The following is a 22,051-nucleotide window of genomic DNA, read 5'->3' as shown; positions in this document are numbered from 1 at the left end:
GTCGTACTTTCTCGGACGCTTCCGGTTCAGCCGGCGTAGGAAAGACGATTCATCAGTGGCACGACGGCGAAGCCATGTTGCTGCAACTCGGCGAGGGCGGCCACGTCAATCCGCCCATGCCCCGACGACTTCCAGCGGTTCCGTTGGATTTCAATTTCAGGATCGTCGCCACCGACGTAGCCGTGAATCAGACGCCGCACAACACGTTGGCTGGTCCCTGCGGGAACGATCGCATCAAAATGCAATACCGTTCCGTCTGGATCGGTCGCGTAGGTATCGAAGAAATCGTACTTCATCGGCATTCCTCCATCGGTCTCCAGTGGTGCTTGCGAAACACTTGATGGTGGCGTGTCAAGCAACCGAAACATGCGCCCCACGTACATCTTTTCGGTTTTCCAAGCCGAGACGTCGATTGATTTGGTAGAAATTTTCGAAACGCTTCACATTGCTCGCATTGCACCGAAGCGACTGGCGATCTCCATCACGACGTCGCCGGATTGTTCGATGGACGCCGGGATTTGACTTGCGCGGTGTCAGCGAAGAGACTGTTGCGGGGAACCGGATTCGGTTCCATCCCGTCATCCATTGGAATTCAACATGATTCAATTGCTTGCTTCGACGCGGCGAGGTTGCCACCGATCGCGTCCACGACGTTCACCACACAAAATGGCGACACTCGTCGTTGCTGCGGTTGCAACGCTACTCGGGCAAACCATTGTGACTCCGAGCTTGAGGGCCGAGCCGACCACTCGCCCCAACATCGTCTTCATCCTGGTCGACGACTTGGGCTATGGCGACCTGGGGTGTTATGGCCAGAAACTGATCCAGACGCCGCGATTGGATCAGATGGCCGCCGAGGGGATGCGATTCACGGATTTTTACGCCGGCAACACGGTCTGCGCCCCCTCGCGCAGCGTCTTGATGACCGGGCAACACATGGGTCACACCCACGTCCGCGGAAACGCCGGCGGCCCCGACATGTCCAAACAGTCGCTGCGCAGCGAAGACGTGACGGTGGCGGAAGTCTTGAAAGAGGCGGGCTATCAGACGGCACTGTGCGGAAAGTGGGGGCTCGGTGATGACACACTCGGTGGACGCGAGGGGTTGCCGCGACGACAGGGTTTTGATTTCTTCTATGGCTATCTGAATCAGGTTCACGCCCACAACTATTACCCCGAATTTCTGTGGCGCAACGAGACGAAATCACCGCTGCGCAACGTCGTCCAGCGAAACGACAAATCGTACGGCGGATTCACCGGCGGTTGGGCCACGAAGAAAGTCGACTACAGTCACGATTTGATCGCCGACGAAGCCTTGGGATTCATCAAGACGAGTGCGGAAAACAAAGACAAACCTTTTTTCCTGTACCTGTCGTTGACGATCCCGCATGCCAACAACGAAGGCACACGTGGCACCGGGGACGGTCAAGAGGTCCCCGACTATGGACCTTACGCGGACAAGGACTGGAGCAATCCGGACAAGGGACAGGCGGCGATGATCACGCGGATGGACGCTGACGTGGGCCGACTGTTGGACCTGCTGGATGAATTGCAGATTTCCAAAGACACCGTGGTGATGTTTTCCAGCGACAACGGCCCACACGACGAGGGCGGCCACAACACCGAACGCTTCGACCCCGCCGGACCGCTACAAGGCATGAAACGGGATCTGTTTGAAGGCGGCATTCGCGTGCCGTTCATCGTCCGCTGGCCGGGCACCACGCCGGCCGGAACGACGTCCAGCCACATCGGCTACTTCGGCGACCTGATGGCCAGCGCCGCCGAGCTGGCCGGCGTTCGGTGCCCTGAGAATACCGATTCGGTCAGCTTCGTCCCCACGATCACCGGCAACGCCACCGAGCAGGCCAAGCATGATTACCTGTACTGGGAATTTTACGAACGCGGCGGCAAGCAAGCCGTGCGGGCCGACAATTGGAAAGCGATCCGAATCCCGATGCGAACCGGAAAGACACAGCTTTACGATCTCAGCCAAGACATCGGCGAAACCGAGAATCTGGCCGACAGGCATCCCGACGTCGTCAAACGCATGGAAGCGATGATGGCCGACGCCCACACGCCGCATCCGAACTGGCAGCCGCGTTAAAGTTTTGACCGCTGCCGCTAAAAGCGATTTGCGGAAATGCCAACGCTGGGGTGTTTGCCGAGTGAAGCTGTCGATCGATTGAACCCACGGATGGCAGAGCGTACCCACGGATGTCATCGTGGGTAAGATCCGTGGGTACGCTTTGCCATCCGTGGTCTTTTCACTCCACACCTTGGAGGTCGCGGAGGGTGATATTGTGGCGACGTGTTCCATTAAATAAACGATGAGGCTGGATCGGCGATTCACCGGTCGACCTCCCCTCGCTTCGCTCGACCCTCCTGCCAGGAGGGTGACTTAAAACTGCTTGACCGCCCAGAAGGAGATGCCATGTCCAAGCCCAGTCGATCGAAAATCAGTCGGCGTGAGTTGCTCAAGAGCGTGTCAATGACACCAGCACTGGGTGCGCTGTCATCCGCTGCGATGGCGAATGGCAAGGAAGACGTCACTGCGCGAGCGGGTTCGTCGCTGATTCGCGAGGAGAACGCCAAACCGGGATCACGCGACTGGCAACTGACGCGGGTGCGTCTCGATTCACGCGACGGGGTGCGGGCGTCGAAGATCGAAGGGTATTGTTCGCGGCAAAGTGTAGCGGCCGGCGAATCGATGGACATCATGGTTTCGACCGACCCGGCACAAGCGTTCGTAATCGAGATCTTTCGCACCGGATATTACGGCGGCCGCGGCGCTCGATTGATGGCGAAACTCGGCCCCTTTGATGGTTCGGTGCAGCCGCTGCCGGAAGTCGGTGAAAAGCGGTTGCGCGAGTGTCAGTGGACGCCCTCGGTGACGCTGACGATTCCCGATGATTGGCCCAGCGGCGTGTACTTGGGTCGTCTTTCAACGCTGACCGATTCGACCGGATTCGGTTACTGGCAAAACTACGTCGTCTTCATCATCCGGGACGACCGCCCCTCCGACATCCTGCTGCAGTGCAGCGACAACACCTGGCAAGCGTACAACCAGTGGCCCGACGACTATTCCGTTTACACCCACCCCAAAGGAAACCAGGGTCCCTGGGCCGATGTCAGTTTCGATCGCCCCTACGGCATGTATCCCCAGATCTTTGAGAATCCACAAACGATCGGGTCGGGGGAGTGGTTGTGCTTTGAGTATCCGCTGGCCTATTGGCTGGAGAAACATGGCTACGATGTGACCTATTGCTCCAACAGCGACATGTTGACGCCGGATCGAGGCTTGAAGTGCAAGACATTCATCAGCAATGGACACGATGAGTACTGGGACATTCGGCAATACGACAGCGTCGTCAAGATGCGTGACGAAGGCGTCAGTTTGTTGTTCCTGTCGGGTAACTCCGTGTGCTGGGTCAGCCCGTTCCGCGAAAGCGTGGACGGCCGGGCGAACCGGATTCTGTTTCGCGGCGGTCCGTACGGAGGTGACTACCGCTGGGCCGAACTTCGTGAGCAACGGCACGGACCGTTTCCGCATCGCGGCGGCGACGAAGGCTATTTGATGGGAGCGCGAAACGTTAGCCCGGTCAACGGCGGCGGCGATTGGATTTGCGCACTGCCGGATCATTGGATGTTCGCAGGCACGGGGATGAAGCGGGGCGAAGCGATCCCGGGGCTGATCGGCTGGGAATATCATGGCGACCCGCCGGCGGATATCCCCGGACTGGAAATCGTCGGCAAAGGGACGGCACTGCAGGGCGGCGTGAATCCACAAGAATGGACATCGACGATCTATCCCGGCCCCAAAGGCAACTTTGTGTTTAACGCCGCGACGATCTGGTGGTGCCAAGACCTGGCCAGTCCGCCGGGCCACTGGATCCCCTGGTCCCATTGGAGTCGCCCTCATGGGCCGGACGACCGTGTGCAACGAATCACCCACAACCTGCTGCGGCGGGCGATCAACAACGCGGCGTAAGCTACCAGCCGGCGATTCATCACCGCGAACCCCTTCCGTCGCTGTGAGCGGCAGGGCGCGAGCGGGCTGTCGATTCAGTCGGGTTCTGCTGAGTGAATGNNGCTCGCGCCGTTCCGCTATCTCCCGAAGATCCGGGTGGCGGCCCGGCGCCCCGGTGCCGCCGAAGATCGCTAGAATAGAATTTCATCAAGCCGGTGGACGGAAACACTTGTGATCGACTCCATTCTGCAGGGATCGCAACGCCAGTGCTTCGTTTGCACAGGTCTGATCAAATCAGTCATCCCGATCTAACGGAATCCCTTCAATGACTTCTTTTCATGGTCCGCGTCTCGCGGTAGTTTTCCCGGCTCTTGTCTGCTGCTCGGTCTTTTTCTGCGGTGGTGAGTCGGACGTCCAAGCCCAAACGCTCAAAGCCGACTTTCTTTCCAGTGGCGTCACGCGAAAGGTCGGCGGCTATCGTCCGATCCAATCCAAGATGGACCAGGAAGCCGACATCGTCGAGGTGGCACCGGAAGACCTGCAAGCACCCCGCTACGGATTCTTCAAAGTCGGCGATCAAAAGTGGGCTTACATCTTGGATGAGCCCGAGGAGGGCGACTCGAAACTGTACATCGACACCAACGGCGATGGAGACTTGACCAACGACCCCGAACCGAAGTGGAAATCCACCACGCAAGGGGACAGCACGATGTACAGCGGAAGTGGAGAAATCGACTTGGGGGAGGACAAGATCGGCACGATCAATTTCTATCGCTTCGATCCGAACGACGAGCGCCGCCAATCACTCAAAGACACGATTCTGTTCTATACCGATTTTGGTTACGAATACACGTATGAATTGGACGGACAAGAATTCAGCACGTTCGTCAGCGGGGCGCCATCGTCGACGACGCGACTTCCCGTCGACCGTGACGGAAATGGAAAAATCAGTCGTCGATTCGAAACAGCTTCCGTCGGCACCCCCTTCAACTTTACGGGCACAACCTATGTGTTCGAATTAGAGGACGGAGCACTCTCGCTGAACGAAGCCGCCGAAGAACTGGAGCAAATGCAGATGCCACCGGATCTGACGATCGGCAAACCAGCGTTGACGTTCACCGCGACGACGATGGACGGCGACGAGATCAACTTCCCCGATTCCTATGCGGACAAGCTCGTGATGTTGGATTTCTGGGCAACCTGGTGCGGTCCCTGTGTCCGCGAAATCCCACACATGAAAAAAGCCTACGCGAACTGGCACGAAAACGGGTTCGAGATCCTTGGCATCAGTCTCGACCGTCCCGACATGGAGGAAAAGATCCAGGATTTTCGAGAAAAACGCGAACTAGCTTGGCCACAGATCTACGAGGGTAAGATGGGCGACATGACGCTCAGCGGCATGCACGATGTCAGCGCCATCCCCTTTGTCCTGCTCGTCGACGGTGACAGCGGTGAAATCCTGGCCACCGCCAGACAACTGCGAGGAGAGGGCCTGAGTGATTTCATCAAAGCCCAACTGGAACAGAAATTCGACATCGAACTCGAAGACAAACCGGACGAAACCGAGCAGAGTGATGACGACAAGGACGATGAAGATGACAACGATGGTGATGAAGACGGAGATTCATAGAACCAATCTCTGATCCGCCCGTCAGATCCCGTCGGCTGGTCTGCAATCGTCGCAGGCCAGTCCGTTCTCCCGTAGCGATTGACAAAAGCTTCTGGCAACCGTCGACTGCGGAGTCGCTCAACGATGCAAACCTCTGTCGGTGCCCGCTGCAACTCACCAACGGTTCATCCGTGTGGCCCTCACCAGTGGCCCGAGGTGATGGGATGACCATGCAAGGGCCGAACTGCCGGCGCCGATTACCTCGTCACCTGCGACGGTCCCCATGCCAATCGACGTGTCCACCACCGCCGGCAAACCTCCCCTGCTCTCCCTCGTGCTGCTCGGCCTGGGGATCCTTTTCGTCGGTCTGCGGCTCCTGGCGTTCTTGTCGGGGAACTGACCGGCACGGTGCCCGAAGGGAATCCAGCCACCGTTGGTGTCCAGCCTTCAGGCGTTCTGCTTCGTCTTTGCATCCCGGATGGGAGTCTAGTGGACTTCGCCAAGACTTTCGCAGCGCCGGCCCTCTCTGGCGTTTGCTTGCTGCGCAAACGCCGTCTCTCCCAGAGGGAGAGAATCTAAATCGGTTGCCAAATCCTGCAGTCAAAGAATCGACTCGGGGATTTCGGTGGTGCGCCGAGGCGACCACCGGCTACTTGCTGCAACTCCTCTCGGGGTAAACCTGCCCCGCCGACGAATTTCGACGGCGAGATCTGACTAGAATTTTCGACTGGGCAGGATCCGATGCGTCGGCGCGTGTTGGTTCATCCCAGCCCTGCAACACCTTCCCCGCGATCCGGCGGCGGACTAAAACCCCGCGGATGGAAAACTCACAGAAAACGCCTCCGACACAGGCATTCTTGATCGAAGCAGCGATCATGTTGCATCGCTACGGCACGCCGTCGCACCGCTTGGAGCGCGTGATGAGTCGAGTGGCCAACGCCTTGGATATCCACGGCGAGTTCTTGTACACGCCGACGGCGCTGGTGATTTCGCTGCGTGCTCGATCGGGCGACGAAATGACCGTGGTCCGACGCGTCGACAGTGGGCCGGTGAACGTCGACAAACTGATTCGGTTTGATCAACTGCTCAGCCGAGTGGATCGTCTGGAGATCGGCACCGACGTGGCGATGGCGGAATTAAAACGGATCGACGAGGCGACGCCCTTGTATCGCCGCCCGGTCTACATCTCCGCCTGCGCGGTCGCCTGTGCCGCCGTCGCGGTTTTCTTTGGCGGAACGCCTTGGGAGATCGCCGCGGCCGGGCTGATCGGGGCGTTCGTCGCGGGGATCGAATTGCTGCACGAGCATTGGCGCTGGGAATCGGGGCTGCTGGAACCTCTGGCCGGTGTCGCGGCGGCGACCAGCTCCTTGCTGGTCGCGGCCTACGTGGTGCCGATCGATGATCGCCTGGTCACGCTGGCCGGTCTGATCATCTTGATTCCAGGTCTGCGTCTGACGGTCGCGTTGACGGAGTTGGCCGTCGGGCATTTGTCGGCCGGGGTGGCCAGACTGTCCGGGGCGTTGGTTTCGTTGGCGACGTTGGTCGTGGGCGTGTTTCTGGTCTGGCGTCTGCTGGATCGCCTTCATCCGCAACTGGGACCGCGCCCATTGCCGGAGCCCTATTGGCAATGGATCGCCCTGGCGCTCGCGCCGATCGCGTTTGCAATCGTGTTTCGTGCCCGCTGGCGGCAATGGCCGATCATCTCCCTGGTGTCGACCCTGGGAGTCCTCGCCAGCTGGGGAATCGGACCGCGATTCGGCATTGAAGTCGGTTCGTTCTTCGGAGCCCTGTCGGTCGGATGTGTCAGCAATCTCTACGCCCGAATCCGCGACATCCCGGCGCTGGTTTCGCTGACGCCGGGCATGCTGATCCTGGTCCCCGGATCGTTCGGTTATCGTTCCCTGTCAGCGCTGTGGCAACACCAGACCCTCGAAGGCGTTCAGTTCGGATTTGAAATGATGCTGGTCGGCGCCAGCTTGGTCGGCGGGTTACTCGTTTCCAACGTGGTCATTCCGCCGAAGCGAATTCTCTGACGTCCGTTCTGAGTTGCATCGCCATGTATTACGATTTAATCCAATCGGTGGAGGAGATCGCGTCAGCGAGTTCAGTATCCCGAAGGGATTTCAGCGAGTAGCCGGAGGTCAGCGCAGCGCCACCTCCGGGGAGCTTTGACGCCAAGCGGGGTGTTTGTGTTAGCGGTAGGGCGCGAGCCCTCCGGTCTGTCACGGTGTTTTTTGAACCGCAACCGGACGGCTCGCGCCGTTCCGCTAACACCTTTAGAGCTAAAGTAAGTGGTATTGGGCGCAAGCCCTCCGGTTCCTCATCGTTACCGAAACAGCGGAGGGCTCGCGCCCTATCGCTAAAAAACGCTTCACAGCGTAGCACCAAAAGGGGTTAGTCCTTCCCGCGTCGAATCGACAGCGGCAACGCGTTGCCGTCGCCGTTGACGTCCAGGTGCAAATCGCGTTGGGGGAACGGGATCGTGATGCCGGCTTCGGCAAACGCGTCCGCGATCGCGGTATTAATTTGGTGCGTCACTTCGATTCGATTGTCTAGCTTTTCGAGAAAAAAGCGAACGGCAAAGTTCAGCGAACTGTCTCCGAAGGTGTCGAAATTGATCAAGGGAGCGGGGTCGGTGAGCACCAGCGGGTGAGACCGCACGACTTTGTAAAGCAGTTCGCGGACCTGATCGGGATCGCTTCCATACTCCACGCCGACGTCGATGGTCAGCCGGTTGATGACGTTGGTGAGCGACCAGTTGAGCAGTTTTTGGGTGATCAAATCCTTGTTCGGAATCACCAATTCTTTGCGGTCCCAATTGGTGACCGTGGTGGCCCGCATTTGAATGCGTGAAACGATCCCGGTGGTGCCGTCGATCGTGACCACATCGCCGACTCGCACGGGGCGTTCGAGCAGCAAGATGATTCCGGAGACAAAGTTCGCCACGATTTCCTGCAACCCGAAACCGAGCCCGACCGATGCCGCGGCCAGCAGCCAACCGAGTTGGTTGTAGGGAACGCTCAACAAGCTCAAGATGATGAAGCTGCCCACGACAACGATCACGTAGCGCATCAGGGTGGCGATCGCATAGCGTGCTCCGCCGTCGAGCGATGTTCTGCCGCGGACCATCAATTCGAACACCCGCGGCACCACTCCCGTTGCATAGATCATCAACGTCAAGCCGAGCAAGCTGTACATCACGTCGAGCAGGCTGACCGTTTCGATATTTTCGCCGGTCCCCACATTCCAAAGCGAAACGTTGTCGAAATAGGTCAAGGCGGGAACCAGATCACTCCAGATCCACCCGATCCCGACCAGGACCAACAGCGACGCAAAGACAACGGCCGTTTGGCGACCTTGTTCATCGAGTTTATCGAGATCCGCCGCGCTTTCTTCCTCAAGAACGATGCCGGCTTGACTTGCAATCGCTTGCCCTTCGGTCCCCTCCATTTCCTTGAGTCTTCGCTGCCGCAACTCCATCGCTTTTCGGCGTGCCAAATCACGCCGCCGGAGCATCAACCAGCGCGTCAGCAGTCCGTGCATCAGGACCGTCGCCACCAGCAACAGGAACGTCATTTGAAGCGAATGGCCCAGCCGAAAGGTCGTTTCCAAGTAACCGGCCAACGCCATCAGCGCGCACAGGACCGGCAGCAAGACGGCCAGGCCCCACAGCACCTTCCGCATGCGATACAGCAATGAATTGGGATGATCGAGAATGAGTTGCACGTACAGCGGACTTCGTTGGCGAAGCATCAAGTGATGAAAGACCGCGGTGACCAGGAAGAGTGCCGTCGACAAAACCCGAATCGCAAAGATCCGAACATCGGCATCGGGATGCTCAAAGAACAGGCCCATCGGAAAGACGATCAATCCGCCCACCCACGTGTACCAACGCAGGTGTCTTCGTAGGTGCCGCCGCAATCCGTCCGTCCATCCGAAGTGGCACTCCGCCACGCCCTGGTCACGACACACTTTGCCGAGCAGTTCTCGCGATGCGACGTAGAGTGCGACCATGGCGAGGGCGTCCCCGAGTCCGTGGACGAAGGGATCCGCCGGCGACGTTTCCAGAATCAGGTAGGCAAACGTGCCCAGGCAAACGGGCCAGACCATCGCCACGACAAATGTGGCCGCCAAGGCCCGCAGGGTGGAATCAAATCCGACGTTGATCTTCGTCGCCTCCTCGCCCTCATGCTTGATCCGTTTCCGCGCCCAAGCACGTCCAAACAACACCGCAAACGCGACCAAGATCAGCCCCAGCGATCGCAACGGCTTGAGCGTGACCGTCAACACCATTTGCTCGACCGCTTTGGCCCAAGACTTCGGCGAACTGACCCATTGGACCAACTCGGGCGCGACAGCCAATTCGCCAACGGAAATCGTCGGTGCATCCTTGGTCCAAAACAAATGCGCATCGATCGCATCGATGAACTGGTCGATCAACAAGATCAATTCGCGCCGCTGCGTGTCGCTATTCAACATCGACTGCAAGACCGCATTTTGTGATTGCAGTGTTTCCTCAATCAACTCTTGCCGTTTGCGGGACAACACCCATTGCGCCTCGGCTTGGCTCAAATCCTTCCAAGCAAACTCCGTTGCATCCCAATCGAGCTGCGGGGCTTCGCGTTGATCAAGCCACTGGTTGATATCGGACAGTTCGTCTTCCAAGCGAAACGTGCTGATTTGGTATTCTTCGACCTTCGCATTCAGATCGTCGCGGGGGCGAAACTTGTTTTTCAGCGCTTTGGCTTCGTCTCGTTGCTGACGCAGGATCACGCCCAACGCGTCGGTCAGCCCGACCGCGTCGATTCGTTCTTTGGATGATTTTTGATCGGCTTTCACGTCCTCAATCGCGGCTTTCACCTCCAGCAGCTTTTGTTGCGTTTCGGCCGCCTGCTCGATCAATTGCTTTTGGATCTCCGCGAGTGCGACGTTGTCCCTCGCCAATCCCCGCAGACTCACTGGCACGGCGTTGACCGTTTGCTCCAAATCCGCCGCGGTCGCCCGTACCTGGTCTTTTTGCATTTCCAAAACCGCCGCCTGCAGCAGGTCGGTCTGACGACGCAATTGTGTGACGTTCGCCTCGGCCAGCTTACGCTCCAGCGGCAATAAATCCACCGTCGCGGTGTAGGCCGACTGCTCGTTTTGAAGGGACTCGATCCGGGTGGACAATTCTTCGGCGCGGGTGGCCAGCAACGTCTTTCGGGTCTGGGACTCGATCGCAGACTCATTGACCGGTGCCGGCTGGGACTGCTGATTGGTGACCTCGGTGCGCTCTTTCTCGGCGGCGGTCAGCAAGCCGGGAATTTCGGTCAGCCGTGTCCGCCGCCGCGCCGATTCGGCCGTCAGGTCCGTCACCTGTTTGGAGGCCGCGGCGAGTTCGGCCTTCAACGTGGCCAAACTTTGCGTCGCATCGGCGAGGGTCAGATCGGCAGCGAGTTTCGGTTCGTTGCCCGCCATCGCATCCAGCTTTGCCTGAAGCTCGGCCTGACGCGCCGCCACGCTGCCGATCATCTGCAAATACTGTTTGGCCAATTCCTGCTGCGTCTGCCCCTGCTGCAACGTCTTTTTCGCTTGTTGCAACATCGCCACCAGCCGAGCCTTGGTCGCCTCGTCCAAATCCGTCTTCAGTTCAAGTGCCGCCAAATCGGCATCAATCGAATCGGCGGTGGGGCCGTTGGATGCGACGACCGGCGTCGCAGGGGACGCAGCGGGCGCATCCTGGCCACTACACGCCCTTGGCGAGACCAGGACCATCAGAAGGGTCAAACATTGCAAGCAAATCGTACGGCGGGTCGGTGGGGCAAGCGGCATTTCGGCGGATGTCATGGCGGGATCAGGGTGTTCAAACAACATGCTTGGTTCAATTTTTTGCGACAGTCGAAGCATCATAGCGGGACCGCCCAGGATTCGAAGAGTGCGATTGACGCGGGCAGGTTGATGGGGTCGGAGATCGCTGAAACGACTTGCCGCGACCTGCCCTTCTGTCGTAGTGTCGCCGCTGCGGTACTGGCGGACCGCCGCGCGTTTCCCATCACGATTCAGGCAGGAGGCCTGCTTTGTTGTCTCATTCGATCAAGTGCCGGATTTTTTTTGCGTTGACGCTCAGCTGTGGATTGGCCCTATCGGTCGGCGTGTCGGCGGCCGACGAGAGCACCCCGGTTGGCCCGACGCAGGCCGAATCGAGCCCGCAGTCTCCCACGCTAACGGTGGAACAGATCAACCAGCGGCTGCAAACGGTTGACCAAGACGCGACAATCCCCCCCGACGTCCGGAACTCCGTCCTGGAATCGTATCGAGCCGCATTGGCGGATTTGAAAGCGGCCCAGGAATTGACTCGTCAGCGGGAAGAGTTCGCCGCGGAAGCGGAAGCGGCCGGGGCGAAGGCAGAACGCATTCGCGGAAAACTGGAGGAATTAAAAACCAAACAGCCGGCCATTGACCCCCAGTTGAAATTGGTCGAACTGGAACAGCAACTGGCACAGCTGGAACTTCAGCTGGCGACGCAAAAACAAAACCGACTGACCGCCGAATCGGAATCCCAGGCGCGTTCACAACGTCGCAAAGAGATACGGTCACGGCTGGTGCTGTTGCAGCAGAAGCTCGAAGAGACGCGGCGCAACCGTGTGCCCGAGGCCACCGCCGAGCCCACAGCGTTGAGCACTCCATTGACCACGGCCCGACAAGTCCGCGCCGAGACCAGCCAGCATGTTCTGGAGATGGAGATCCCGACGCTCGAAGCGGAACTGGCCAAGTATGACGCCGAAGAAGCGCTCGGCATCGTCCAGCTGCGATCGGACTTGGCAGCCAAGCAGGTGATGTTTACCGAAAAGAGTCTCGAGGCGTTGGGGGTTCGCATCAAGGCGGCACGCGAACTCGCCGCGGCCGAATCGGTTCGCAAGGCGAAGCTCGAAGCGATCGAAGCGGCACCCTCGCTGCGGGCGTTTGCCCAACAGAACCAGGCGTTGGCCGAAAGTGCCAAGCGGGTCGCCGATTCGCTGGCGACGGCTGAACAAGACCTGAAAGCCTCCACCGAAGTCCACGAGCGACTGGCCAAGCAATTCAAAACCACGAAGAACAAAGTGGAGTTGGTCGGTTTGACCAGCTCGGTGGGCGCCCTGCTTCGAAAACAACGCTCCACCCTGCCCGACGTTCGACAGCGAAAGACCGCGGTCGCCAACCGCCAGACGTTGATCAACGATGCCCAATACGAACTGTTTGAATATGACGACGAACGTCAAGCGATCGCGGACACCGAATCCTGCATCGCCGAAATGATCAAGCACCCGACCAGCGGCAGAGATATCACCGTGCTCCAGTCGGCGGCCCAAGAACTGCTGGCCCGAAAGCAGGAATACCTGGACGCGCTGATCCGGACCAGCAACCAGTACTTCGACGCGCTCGTGGAACTCGATTTCGAAGACCGCCAGATCATCACATTGACCGCCGAGTACGAGAACTACATCGACGAACGCGTTCTGTGGATCCGCAGTGCAAGATTCCTCTCCGAGGATTTCGCGATCGAAACGACCGACAAGCAACTGCTGGACGCCAAAGCATGGTTGGGCTTGGGCACACACCTGGCCAAAGATGCGCGCCGGAGTTTCCCCCTGTACCTGTTGGCCGCGGCGGTGATCGGAGTGTTGATGGTACGTCGCAAACGCATGCGAGGGCGGATCAAGCATGCCGGCGAGATTGCGTTCAAGGCGAATTGCCAAACGATGGTTCCGACGGTGCTGACGTTGGGACTGACGATCGTCATTTCTGCGTCCGGACCACTTTTGTGCGTGTTCCTCGGCTGGCGGCTGAATGTTTCCCACGGCGGCGACTTGTTCATCAAGGGAGTCTCACGCGGGCTGTTCGGCGTTGCCGCGATCTGGTTGGCGCTGGAATGTCTGCGCCAGGTCTGTCGGCCGTTGGGGTTGGCAGAAAACCACTTTCGCTGGAGCCGCAGTGTGACGACCACGGTGCGTCGCGAACTCCGGCAACTGATGGGTTTCGCGTTGCCGATCATGTTCGTCATCGGCACGCTGTCGGTGACCGATTCGTCGCACGGCCGCAATTCGGTCGAGCGGATGGCCTACATCGTGGGCATGCTCGTCTTGGCGGTGTTCCTGTATCGCATCCTCAGTCCCGGCGGCGTGCTGCGTGATTACCTGGCGACCCACAAATCCGAATGGGTCAGCCGGCTTCGGTACGTCTGGGGGATTTCGGCGGCGAGCGTTCCCGTGACGCTGGGGCTGTTGGCGACGTTCGGCTATTACTACACCGCCGAGGTGCTTTTCTGGCGTGTGTTTGCGACCGCCCTGTTCGTCTCCGTCTTGTTGGTGTTGCGTTCGATGTTTCTGAGAATGTTGATGTTGCGTCGACGCTCGTTGAGCATTGCCCAATCACGTCAGCGTGCCGCGGCGGCCTCGTCGGGCACGGACGACGAGGGGCGTCAATCGGTCGCCGGCATTGTGACCACGACTCCGGAAAGCGACATTTCCGCGCACAGTCTGCAAACGCAACGATTGGTCAACAGCGCGTTGATCGCCGCCTCGGTCATCGGCCTATGGTGCATTTGGGTGCAGGTGTTGCCCGCGCTTGGGATGCTGGACAAATACGAATTGTGGGGCGGATCGAAGACACCAGCCGTCGCCGCTGCGGCAGCCCCGGCGGTCGGACTGGTCCCCGGGCAAGACGCGTTGGAAAGTTCCGCGGAAATCGTGGACGCGACCGGCGAGTCCACCGACGTCGTCACCGCGTCGGACCTGGCCTTGGCCATTCTGCTCGCCTTCGTCACGTTCGTGTTGGCCAAAAACGGTCCGGGCTTGCTGGAAATCTCGGTGCTGCAGCAGTTGCCGGTCGATCAATCGGTCCGCTATGCGATCACCACCTTGGTCAGCTATGCGATCGTACTGGCGGGGACGATCGCGACCTGTTCGACGATCGGTCTGCAGTGGTCACAAATCCAATGGCTGGCGACGGCGTTGACCTTCGGCTTGGCATTCGGGTTGCAAGAAATGTTCGCAAATTTCGTCGCGGGTCTGATCATCTTGCTGGAACGTCCGATCCGCGTGGGCGACGTGGTGACCGTCGATGATGTCACCGGCGTGGTCTCCAAGATCCGCATCCGAGCCACCTCCATCACCAACTGGGACCGCAAGGAATACGTCGTCCCCAACAAGGAATTCATCACCGGGCGGTTGCTCAACTGGACGCTGTCAGACAAGGTCAATCGAATCGTGATCGAGGTCGGCTTGGCGTACGGATCCGACACCGAACGGGCCCGCGAGATTCTGCTCAAAGTGGCCAACGACCACCCGCTGATTCTCGAAGATCCGCCTTCGATCGCGACCTTTGAAGGGTTCGGCGACAACGCGCTGAACCTCTCGTTGCGCACCTATCTTCCGACCCTGGACAATCGGCTCGAAGTGATTCATCAGCTGCACACCCAGATCGATCAAGCGTTCCGCCGGGCGAGAATCGAGGTCGCCTTCCCGCAACGCGATCTGCACATTCGCACGATGCCGGCGGCGACGGCGCTGGGACTGGAAGGGGATCGATCGCAGTCCAACTCGATCAGCGAGGCGGCGTAGGTACGGCTATCTGTGTTTGACGAGGTCTTAGCGGCAGGGCGCAAGCGGCCTGTCGATTCAATGGGATTTGTTGAGGCTATGGTGAGCCGCTGGCCGTAAGGCCTCGGGCAGGTTGAATGCCCGGCCGCTTACGCGTCGCGGCTCACGAAATCGGCAACCCGCTCGCGTCCTACCGCTAAAAATGCTTCTGCGCGTTTCCCGGCGGGTTCGCGCTGTCACGCGGTTCGAAGCCAGCGGTGTCAACCGGCAGTCGAATCCGCTATAGTGGAGCGGTCGTGCGAAACGCGATCCGAGCGTATTTCCCGGCGGGATCGTGGGCATTGCGACCACAACCTCCTGCCCTCAAGCTGCTGACCACAAGTCTGTTCTCATGGTGATCGTCGCAACGGCAATCAGTGACAAGGGATTGAAACGCGACGGAAACGAAGATCAGTATCTGATCGACGAGAGCCTGGGGTTGTACGTCGTTTGCGACGGGATGGGTGGCCATGCGGCCGGCGAAGTGGCGGCCGAGCGGGCGATCGAGTTTGCGTCGGGACATCTGTCCAAAAACCGCGACCTGATCCATTCGGCCGGCGAGTCGCCCGACGGGGTGTTCCGAGTGCTGAAGGTCGTCGAAGAAGCCGTCCAGCAGGCGAGCCAGGGGCTCAATCAGCTGGCCCGGGCCACACCGGACTATGCCGGCATGGGGACCACACTGACCCTGTTGGTCGTCGTCGAGGACAAAGGTGTGATGGCCCACGTCGGTGATTCGCGTTTGTATTTATTTCGACAAACCGAAGTCCATCAACTCAGCAGCGACCACACGTTGGCCAACGAACTGTTTCTCTCCGGGGACCTGACCCAAGAAGAAGCCAGCAACAGCCGCTATCGACACGTCCTGACCCGCAGCATCGGTCCGCACGAATTCGTCGACGTGGATACCTTGCTGTTTGATTTGATTCCCGGCGACCGCCTGCTGCTCTGCTCTGACGGGCTGAGCAACTATTTCGAGAACACGTCGTGCGTCGCCGGATTCATGTCCGAACCGGACATCATCACGCAACCCGACAAGCTGGTCGAGTTTGCCAAGCAATCCGGCGGTGCCGACAACATCACCGCGATCGTGGTCGAAGTGCAAGGCGATGCAACCGATCACCCGGCCGCAGACGTTCAAAAAAAGATCGAATGTCTGCAGAGCCTGTTCTTGTGCAAGAAGCTTTCCGTTCGCCGCCTGATGCACCTGGCTTCGATCACCAACACGATCCAGTGCGCCGCGGGCAAAGAGTTGATCTCCATGGATGCCGGCGTGCCCGGTCTGCACGTCGTCCTGGACGGTCGATTTCGCGTGATCGACGACGATCTGATCGAAGGGGAACTCGGACCGGGCGACTATTTTGGTGAAGCATCTTTGTTGACCGTGGTCCGATCCTCGGCATCACTTGTCGCCATCGAACCGTCCCGCGTGCTCGTGATCAGCCGCAAGGAATTCGGCAAACTGACGCGACGGCTGCCACGATTAGGCAACGTGATGCTTCGCAATTTGGGAAAGCGACTCGCCAAACAAATCATCAAGCAACAAACTCGACCGCTGAACCTGGATGACACCGGGCCAATGGAATGAATCACATCGGCCGCATCTGCATCGTCCAACTATTGGTCTTGGGCACGCTGTGCTGCGTCAGTGATCTCGCAATCGGTCAGCAAGCATCCGAGCAGCCGATCACCGTCGGGACCAAGCACAGCCCCCCGTTTGCGATCAAGAATGAAGATGGGACCTGGAGCGGCATCAGCATCGAATTGTGGAAGAACCTGTGTGGGGAATTAAATCTCGAATATGAATTCCGTGAACTGACGCTTGAGCAAATGTTGCGAGGGCTGGAGCGTGGTGAGATCGATGCCGGCGTGGCAGCGATCAGCGTCACGGCGGATCGCCACCACCGGATGGAATTCTGTCATCCGCACTATTCAACCGGGCTGGGGATCGCGGTTTCGAGACAACATCGCGCCAGTGTGTGGGCGTCGATCCGTCAGATTTTCACCTTTCGTTTAGTCCTGTTTGTCCTCAGCATGACCTGCATCGTTGCGTTGTGCGGCTGGTTGTTCTGGTTGTTTGAACGCAAACGCAATGAAACGGTATTCGGCAGCGGACGTCGACAGGGGGTATCGATGGGCATCTGGTGGTCCATCGTGGTGCTGCTGGGCCACAAAGGGATCAGCCCGGTCAGCGTTTGGGGTCGAATCTTGGCGACGATTTCGATGCTGGCCAGCATCGCGGTCATCAGCCTGATCACGGGCGTCATCGCATCGGCACTGACGGTCCGAGAATTGGACATCGGAATCGGGCACCCCAGCGACCTGCGGGATGTCCGTGTGGCCACGGTGTCGTCCAGCACCAGCGCCGAGTATCTCCGCAATCGGCGCATCGCCTTTCGCACGTACCCCACACCCGAAGACGCCATTGAGGCGGTCGACGAAGGCAAAGCGGACGCCGTGGTGTATGACCGCGCGATCTTGAGACACTTGGCGATGCTGAAATTCAATGACCGCATCGACGTGTTGCCCGTCTCGTTCAACCTGCAAGAGTACGCGATTGCCCTGAAACCCGGCAGCGACCTGAGGCGACCGCTCAATGAGGAATTGCTGCGGTATCGTGCGACGGACGCCTGGAGCGATCTGCTGTATCGCTATTTGGGAGACACCCAATGATCTCTCCCCGAGCTGTCCCGCTGCTCGTTCGACTGCTCGTCCTGCTCTGTGGTGTGCCTTTGAGCGGCAGCCACTGCTTCGCTCAATCGACGGATCGGTCCCAAACGGTGGACATTCCCGATCAGCTCATTGTCGCAACGCGCGACGTTCCGCCTTTCGCGATGCAGAACGAAAACGGGGGTTGGGATGGCATCAGCATCGACCTGATGCGTTCCATCAAATCGGATCTGGAAGTGGAATCGAAACATGAAATCCAGCTTCGCTTTGAATCCTATCCGCTCGACGAGATGCTCGACGCGGTCGCGGCCGGCCGGATCGATATCGCCGTCGCCGCGATCACCGTCAATGCGGAGCGTGAGCGACGAATGGATTTCACGCACGCGTTCTACCATTCCGGGCTCGGCATCGCCGTTGGTAGCTCGCAGCGGCGCGCGGCTTGGCAAGGGATCCTCGAGGCAGTCCTCGCACCGACGTTTTTGCGAATCCTGGCGGGTTTGATGTTCGCAATGTTGATCAGCGCGGTCGCGGTGTACTTTTTTGAACGGAAGCACCACGGCAGTGATTTCAAATACGGGGTCGTGAAGGGGATCGGCGTCGGGTTGTGGTGGGCGGCGGTCACACTGACCACCGTCGGCTACGGTGACAAGGTCCCCAAGACGTTGCCGGGTCGGCTGATCGGATTGGTCTGGATGTTTTCGGGGCTGTTCATCGTCGCCAGCTTCACCGCGGCGGTCACCTCGGCATTGACCGTCAACCAGCTGCGATCACGTGTCGCCGGGCCGGCGGACCTGCCGCGCGTCAAGGTTGCGACGGTTGCCGGCTCGACGTCGGCCGACTACCTGCGCACGCGTCACATCCGCTTTCGTTCCTTCGAGACCGTCGAATTGGCGCTGCAATGCCTCACCGAAGCACGCTGCGAGGCGGTGGTCTATGACGCGCCCATTCTTCGGCACCTTGTCTTGCAAGCCGTGGAGGGTGATGTTTTCGTTTTGCCGGTGACCTTTGAACGCCAGAGTTACGCGTTTGCGCTACCGAGCAATAGTCCGTTACGCGAGCCGATCAACCAAAGCCTGCTACAGCGAACCTCGTCGTCGGCCTGGGAAGACACGCTGCAACGTTACCTCGGTAGCATGCAAGAGTGACGCCACACATCGGTCTGGCCGGGCGGGATCCATCGACACGTTTCAGCGACCACGCCAGAGGGGTCGACACGCAACCCCAGGATTGGACCAGTGAGTCTCAAGATTTTTAAAAAACGCCACACCCGCGTGGGTGCCCGCCCGGGAACGCTCGTCATCTCCAAGGAATCGCCGCGGCCGGTGGTGCGTGGCATCTTTTACAATCAACAAAGCTATGACGAACGTCCCGTCGAAGACCTCGACCAGCTCCAGGAAGCGTTTCAAGCAGAAACCGTCGCCTGGGTCGACGTGCAGGGATTCGGCGATCGGTCGGTGATGAACAAGGTTGGCAAGATCTTTCATTTGCACCCCTTGCTGTTGGAAGACGTCGTCAACGTCCCCCAGCGGCCCAAGACCGAACTGTACGGTGACCAGCTGCTGATCGTCGTTCGTATGGTTCGACTGAAAGACAGCGATGAAACGTCGCGTTATCGTGTCGACATGGAACAGGTCAGCATCGTGCTGGCGGAAAACTATGTGATCACGTTCCAAGAGCGTTACGGCGACATCCTTGCCCCCGTCCGCAGACGATTAAAAAGCGGCAAGGGCATCATTCGCGGGCGTGGCGCCGATTACCTGGCCTACGTGATCGCCGACACGATCGTGGACGGCTATTACCCCGTGCTCGAAGCGGTCGGCAACGACCTGGAAGCGATGGAAGACGAAGTGATTCGCAACCCGTCGCCGGACGTGCTGGGTGAACTCAACACCCTAAAGAACCAACTGATCAACCTCCGCCGTGCGATCTGGCCGCAACGCGAAGCAATCAACTCGCTGGTCCGCGGCGATTTTGCGCTCGTCGATGAAGACGTTCGCGTCTACCTGCGCGACACCCACGATCACTGCATCCAGACGTCGGAAGTCGCCGAAATGTATCGCGAGATGGCGACGGGATTGATGAACACCTACCTGTCCTCGGTCGCCAACCGGACCAACGAGGTCATGAAGGTGCTGACCATCATGGCCAGCGTGTTCATTCCGTTGACCTTCATGGCCGGAATCTACGGCATGAATTTCGAACACATGCCTGAACTTCACTACCGCTACTCTTATCCCATGCTGTGGTTGGTGATGACGCTGACCTGTGTCGCGATGCTGTACTTTTTCTGGCGTAAAGGCTGGATCGGGCGAGGCTGATTCGGGAGAGCCTTCCGGGCTGTCGCTTGCCCCGCGTAGGTCACGCTGTGCGTGACACCAGGCATGCGGCGTAGGTCACGCTGTGCGTGACACCAGGCATGCAGCGTAGGTCACGCTGTGCGTGACACCAGGCATGCAGCGTAGGTCACGCTGTGCGTGACACCAGGCATGCAGCGTAGGTCACGCTGTGCGTGACACCAGGCATGCACAGCATGCCCTACGCTGACACCAGGCATGCACAGCATGCCCTACGCAGTGACAGGCTGGAAGCCTATCCCACTTCCCACTCATCAGATCCCACACTTTTTCCTCCGCGCCAGCGCTAAGCGGCTTGTCAGCGCACCAATCACCGTCAGACTAAAGCCGCACTCGACCGATTCAGAAAAAAGGCTAGCACTGTGACGACTCCAGACGAACCGACCACGCTCGATACCGCTGGCGATTCCGATTCACTTGTCGGTGAGATTGCCGTTTCGGATCGGCCCTGGGAAGAACTCTCCCGTTTGGCCGAACAGGGTGACGCCGGGCGTCTAGTAGAATTCCTCTCGGAGCTCTCGACGACCGACCAGGCGTTGGCGTTGAGTCGATTGGACGAAGTCCATCGCGTGCAGGTGCTCGAGGGGCTCGATGCCGAGGACGCGGCAGATTTGATCGCGGCGTTGCCGGAGGTCCAGGCTGCCGAGGCGATCGCGTCACTGGAGCCGGACACCGCCGCGGCGATCGTCCACGAATTACCCAGTGATGAACAAGCGGACGTCTTGGGCGATTTGAACGACCAACAGGCGGCGGCCATTTTGGACGTCTTGCCCGTCGTCGAAGCCGACGCCGCCCGCCGATTGGCGGCCTACGAAGACGACGTCGCCGGCGGAATGATGGTGCTGGAGATGCTTCGCTTTACCCCCGACATGACCGTCGCGGACGTCATCGCCGAGCTGAATTCCAACGCCGAGATCTACAGCGATTTTGATGTCCGCTACGCCTACGTCTGTCAACACGATGGCTCGCTGGTCGGGGTGCTGCCGATGCAAAACCTGCTGTTCGTCCGGCGCGGATCCAAACTGGCCGATCTGATGATCACCGATCCGATCTCGGTGCTCGACACCACGCCGCTGGATGACCTGATCGAACTGTTCGACGCCCATCACTTTTTGGGTGTCCCGGTGGTCGACCATGACGGACGCCTGAAAGGCGTCTTGCACCGTGAAGCGGTCAATTACGAAGAAACCCGCGCCGCCGAAAGCGACTATCTGAAAAGCCAGGGGATCGTGGGCGGCGAGGAACTGCGTTCGATGCCGCTGTGGCTTCGTGCCCGCCGACGACTGAGCTGGTTGAGTATCAATATTTTGCTCAATATCGGTGCCGCCGCGGTGATCGCCTACTTTCAGGAAACCCTGCAGGCGGTGATCGCGCTGGCCGTTTTTCTGCCGATCATCAGCGACATGAGCGGCTGCAGCGGCAACCAGGCGGTCGCGGTCAGTATGCGTGAGCTGTCGCTCGGTCTGGTACGCCCCTCGGAAGTCTTTCGCGTTTGGTGGAAAGAGGTTTCGGTGGGGCTGATCAACGGAGCGGTGTTGGGGTTGCTGGTCGCCATCTGTGCCGTGATTTTTGACGGCAACGGCTACCTGGGTCTGGTCGTCGGCGTCGCGTTATTCGCCAACACGATCGTCGCGGTTTCCATCGGCGGCGTCGTGCCGCTGGTGCTGAAACGATTCGGGTTTGACCCCGCCGTGGCCAGCGGACCGTTGCTGACGACGGTGACCGACATGTGCGGCTTCTTCTTCGTGTTGGGTTTGGCCACGCTGTTGCTCTCGCGCCTGGTCGCCTGACAAAGTGGCCAAGCTTCCAAAGTGGCGTAAGCTTCCAGCTTGCGTCCCGGCAAGCGAAGGCTTGCCCCC

The 22,051-nt window shown here is 59.3% G+C and carries 12 protein-coding genes; 10 read left to right on the top strand and 2 right to left on the bottom strand.

The window, feature by feature from the left end; all coding sequences use genetic code 11:
* Positions 1 to 26 precede the first annotated feature (26 nt).
* The gene (locus NZK35_RS01785; protein ID WP_259630884.1) at positions 27 to 296 is read right to left on the bottom strand and encodes a DUF2024 family protein; all 270 of its coding nucleotides are present in this window, start codon (positions 294 to 296) and stop codon (positions 27 to 29) included.
* Positions 297 to 597: 301 nt separating this feature from the next.
* Between NZK35_RS01785 and NZK35_RS01780 the strand changes: the two genes are divergently transcribed.
* The 4 genes from NZK35_RS01780 to NZK35_RS01765 all read left to right on the top strand — a co-directional run bounded on the left by NZK35_RS01780 (position 598) and on the right by NZK35_RS01765 (position 7,608).
* On the top strand, positions 598 to 2,103 hold the full coding sequence (locus tag NZK35_RS01780; RefSeq protein WP_259630883.1) for an arylsulfatase: 1,506 nt from the start codon (positions 598 to 600) through the stop codon (positions 2,101 to 2,103).
* Positions 2,104 to 2,430: 327 nt separating this feature from the next.
* Complete coding sequence (locus NZK35_RS01775; RefSeq protein ID WP_259630882.1) at positions 2,431 to 3,987, top strand: N,N-dimethylformamidase beta subunit family domain-containing protein; 1,557 nt, start codon at positions 2,431 to 2,433, stop codon at positions 3,985 to 3,987.
* Positions 3,988 to 4,291: 304 nt separating this feature from the next.
* Positions 4,292 to 5,596: a TlpA family protein disulfide reductase gene (locus NZK35_RS01770; protein WP_259630881.1), complete on the top strand. Its 1,305-nt coding sequence runs from the start codon at positions 4,292 to 4,294 to the stop codon at positions 5,594 to 5,596.
* A gap of 797 nt (positions 5,597 to 6,393) precedes the next feature.
* Positions 6,394 to 7,608, top strand: a complete 1,215-nt coding sequence (locus tag NZK35_RS01765; protein WP_259630880.1) for a threonine/serine exporter family protein — start codon at positions 6,394 to 6,396, stop codon at positions 7,606 to 7,608.
* Positions 7,609 to 7,969: 361 nt separating this feature from the next.
* On the opposite strand, the gene NZK35_RS01760 is transcribed toward NZK35_RS01765, so the two are convergent.
* Positions 7,970 to 11,401 (bottom strand): mechanosensitive ion channel domain-containing protein, encoded by a 3,432-nt coding sequence (locus NZK35_RS01760; RefSeq protein WP_259630879.1) that lies wholly within the window; start codon positions 11,399 to 11,401, stop codon positions 7,970 to 7,972.
* Between the two features lie 233 nt (positions 11,402 to 11,634).
* On the opposite strand from NZK35_RS01760, the gene NZK35_RS01755 reads away from it, so the two are divergent.
* The 6 genes from NZK35_RS01755 to mgtE all read left to right on the top strand — a co-directional run bounded on the left by NZK35_RS01755 (position 11,635) and on the right by mgtE (position 21,982).
* Complete coding sequence (locus NZK35_RS01755; protein ID WP_259630878.1) at positions 11,635 to 15,153, top strand: mechanosensitive ion channel domain-containing protein; 3,519 nt, start codon at positions 11,635 to 11,637, stop codon at positions 15,151 to 15,153.
* A 370-nt stretch (positions 15,154 to 15,523) separates the two neighbouring features.
* Positions 15,524 to 16,756: a protein phosphatase 2C domain-containing protein gene (locus tag NZK35_RS01750; RefSeq protein ID WP_259630877.1), complete on the top strand. Its 1,233-nt coding sequence runs from the start codon at positions 15,524 to 15,526 to the stop codon at positions 16,754 to 16,756.
* Positions 16,753 to 17,841 (top strand): transporter substrate-binding domain-containing protein, encoded by a 1,089-nt coding sequence (locus NZK35_RS01745; RefSeq protein WP_259630876.1) that lies wholly within the window; start codon positions 16,753 to 16,755, stop codon positions 17,839 to 17,841. Before NZK35_RS01750 ends, NZK35_RS01745 begins: the two co-directional genes overlap by 4 nt.
* Entirely contained in the window at positions 17,838 to 18,983 is a 1,146-nt protein-coding gene (locus NZK35_RS01740; RefSeq protein WP_259630875.1) for a transporter substrate-binding domain-containing protein, read from the top strand. Before NZK35_RS01745 ends, NZK35_RS01740 begins: the two co-directional genes overlap by 4 nt.
* A gap of 90 nt (positions 18,984 to 19,073) precedes the next feature.
* Positions 19,074 to 20,156, top strand: a complete 1,083-nt coding sequence (gene corA, locus NZK35_RS01735; RefSeq protein ID WP_259630874.1) for a magnesium/cobalt transporter CorA — start codon at positions 19,074 to 19,076, stop codon at positions 20,154 to 20,156.
* A 398-nt stretch (positions 20,157 to 20,554) separates the two neighbouring features.
* The gene (gene mgtE / locus NZK35_RS01730; protein ID WP_407699756.1) at positions 20,555 to 21,982 is read left to right on the top strand and encodes a magnesium transporter; all 1,428 of its coding nucleotides are present in this window, start codon (positions 20,555 to 20,557) and stop codon (positions 21,980 to 21,982) included.
* Positions 21,983 to 22,051: the final 69 nt, after the last annotated feature.

It is taken from the genome of Stieleria sedimenti, assembly GCF_025060895.1.
GTDB classification, from domain to species: Bacteria; Planctomycetota; Planctomycetia; order Pirellulales; family Pirellulaceae; genus Stieleria; species Stieleria sedimenti.
This window is presented reverse-complemented; position numbering and strand designations above follow the sequence as displayed.

Coding starts and splice junctions, on each gene's coding strand:
- NZK35_RS01785 (WP_259630884.1), bottom strand. CDS start 296: ATGAAGTACGATTTCTTCGATACCTACGCGACCGATCCAGACGGAACG.
- NZK35_RS01780 (WP_259630883.1), top strand. CDS start 598: ATGATTCAATTGCTTGCTTCGACGCGGCGAGGTTGCCACCGATCGCGT.
- NZK35_RS01775 (WP_259630882.1), top strand. CDS start 2,431: ATGTCCAAGCCCAGTCGATCGAAAATCAGTCGGCGTGAGTTGCTCAAG.
- NZK35_RS01770 (WP_259630881.1), top strand. CDS start 4,292: ATGACTTCTTTTCATGGTCCGCGTCTCGCGGTAGTTTTCCCGGCTCTT.
- NZK35_RS01765 (WP_259630880.1), top strand. CDS start 6,394: ATGGAAAACTCACAGAAAACGCCTCCGACACAGGCATTCTTGATCGAA.
- NZK35_RS01760 (WP_259630879.1), bottom strand. CDS start 11,401: ATGACATCCGCCGAAATGCCGCTTGCCCCACCGACCCGCCGTACGATT.
- NZK35_RS01750 (WP_259630877.1), top strand. CDS start 15,524: ATGGTGATCGTCGCAACGGCAATCAGTGACAAGGGATTGAAACGCGAC.
- NZK35_RS01745 (WP_259630876.1), top strand. CDS start 16,753: ATGAATCACATCGGCCGCATCTGCATCGTCCAACTATTGGTCTTGGGC.
- NZK35_RS01740 (WP_259630875.1), top strand. CDS start 17,838: ATGATCTCTCCCCGAGCTGTCCCGCTGCTCGTTCGACTGCTCGTCCTG.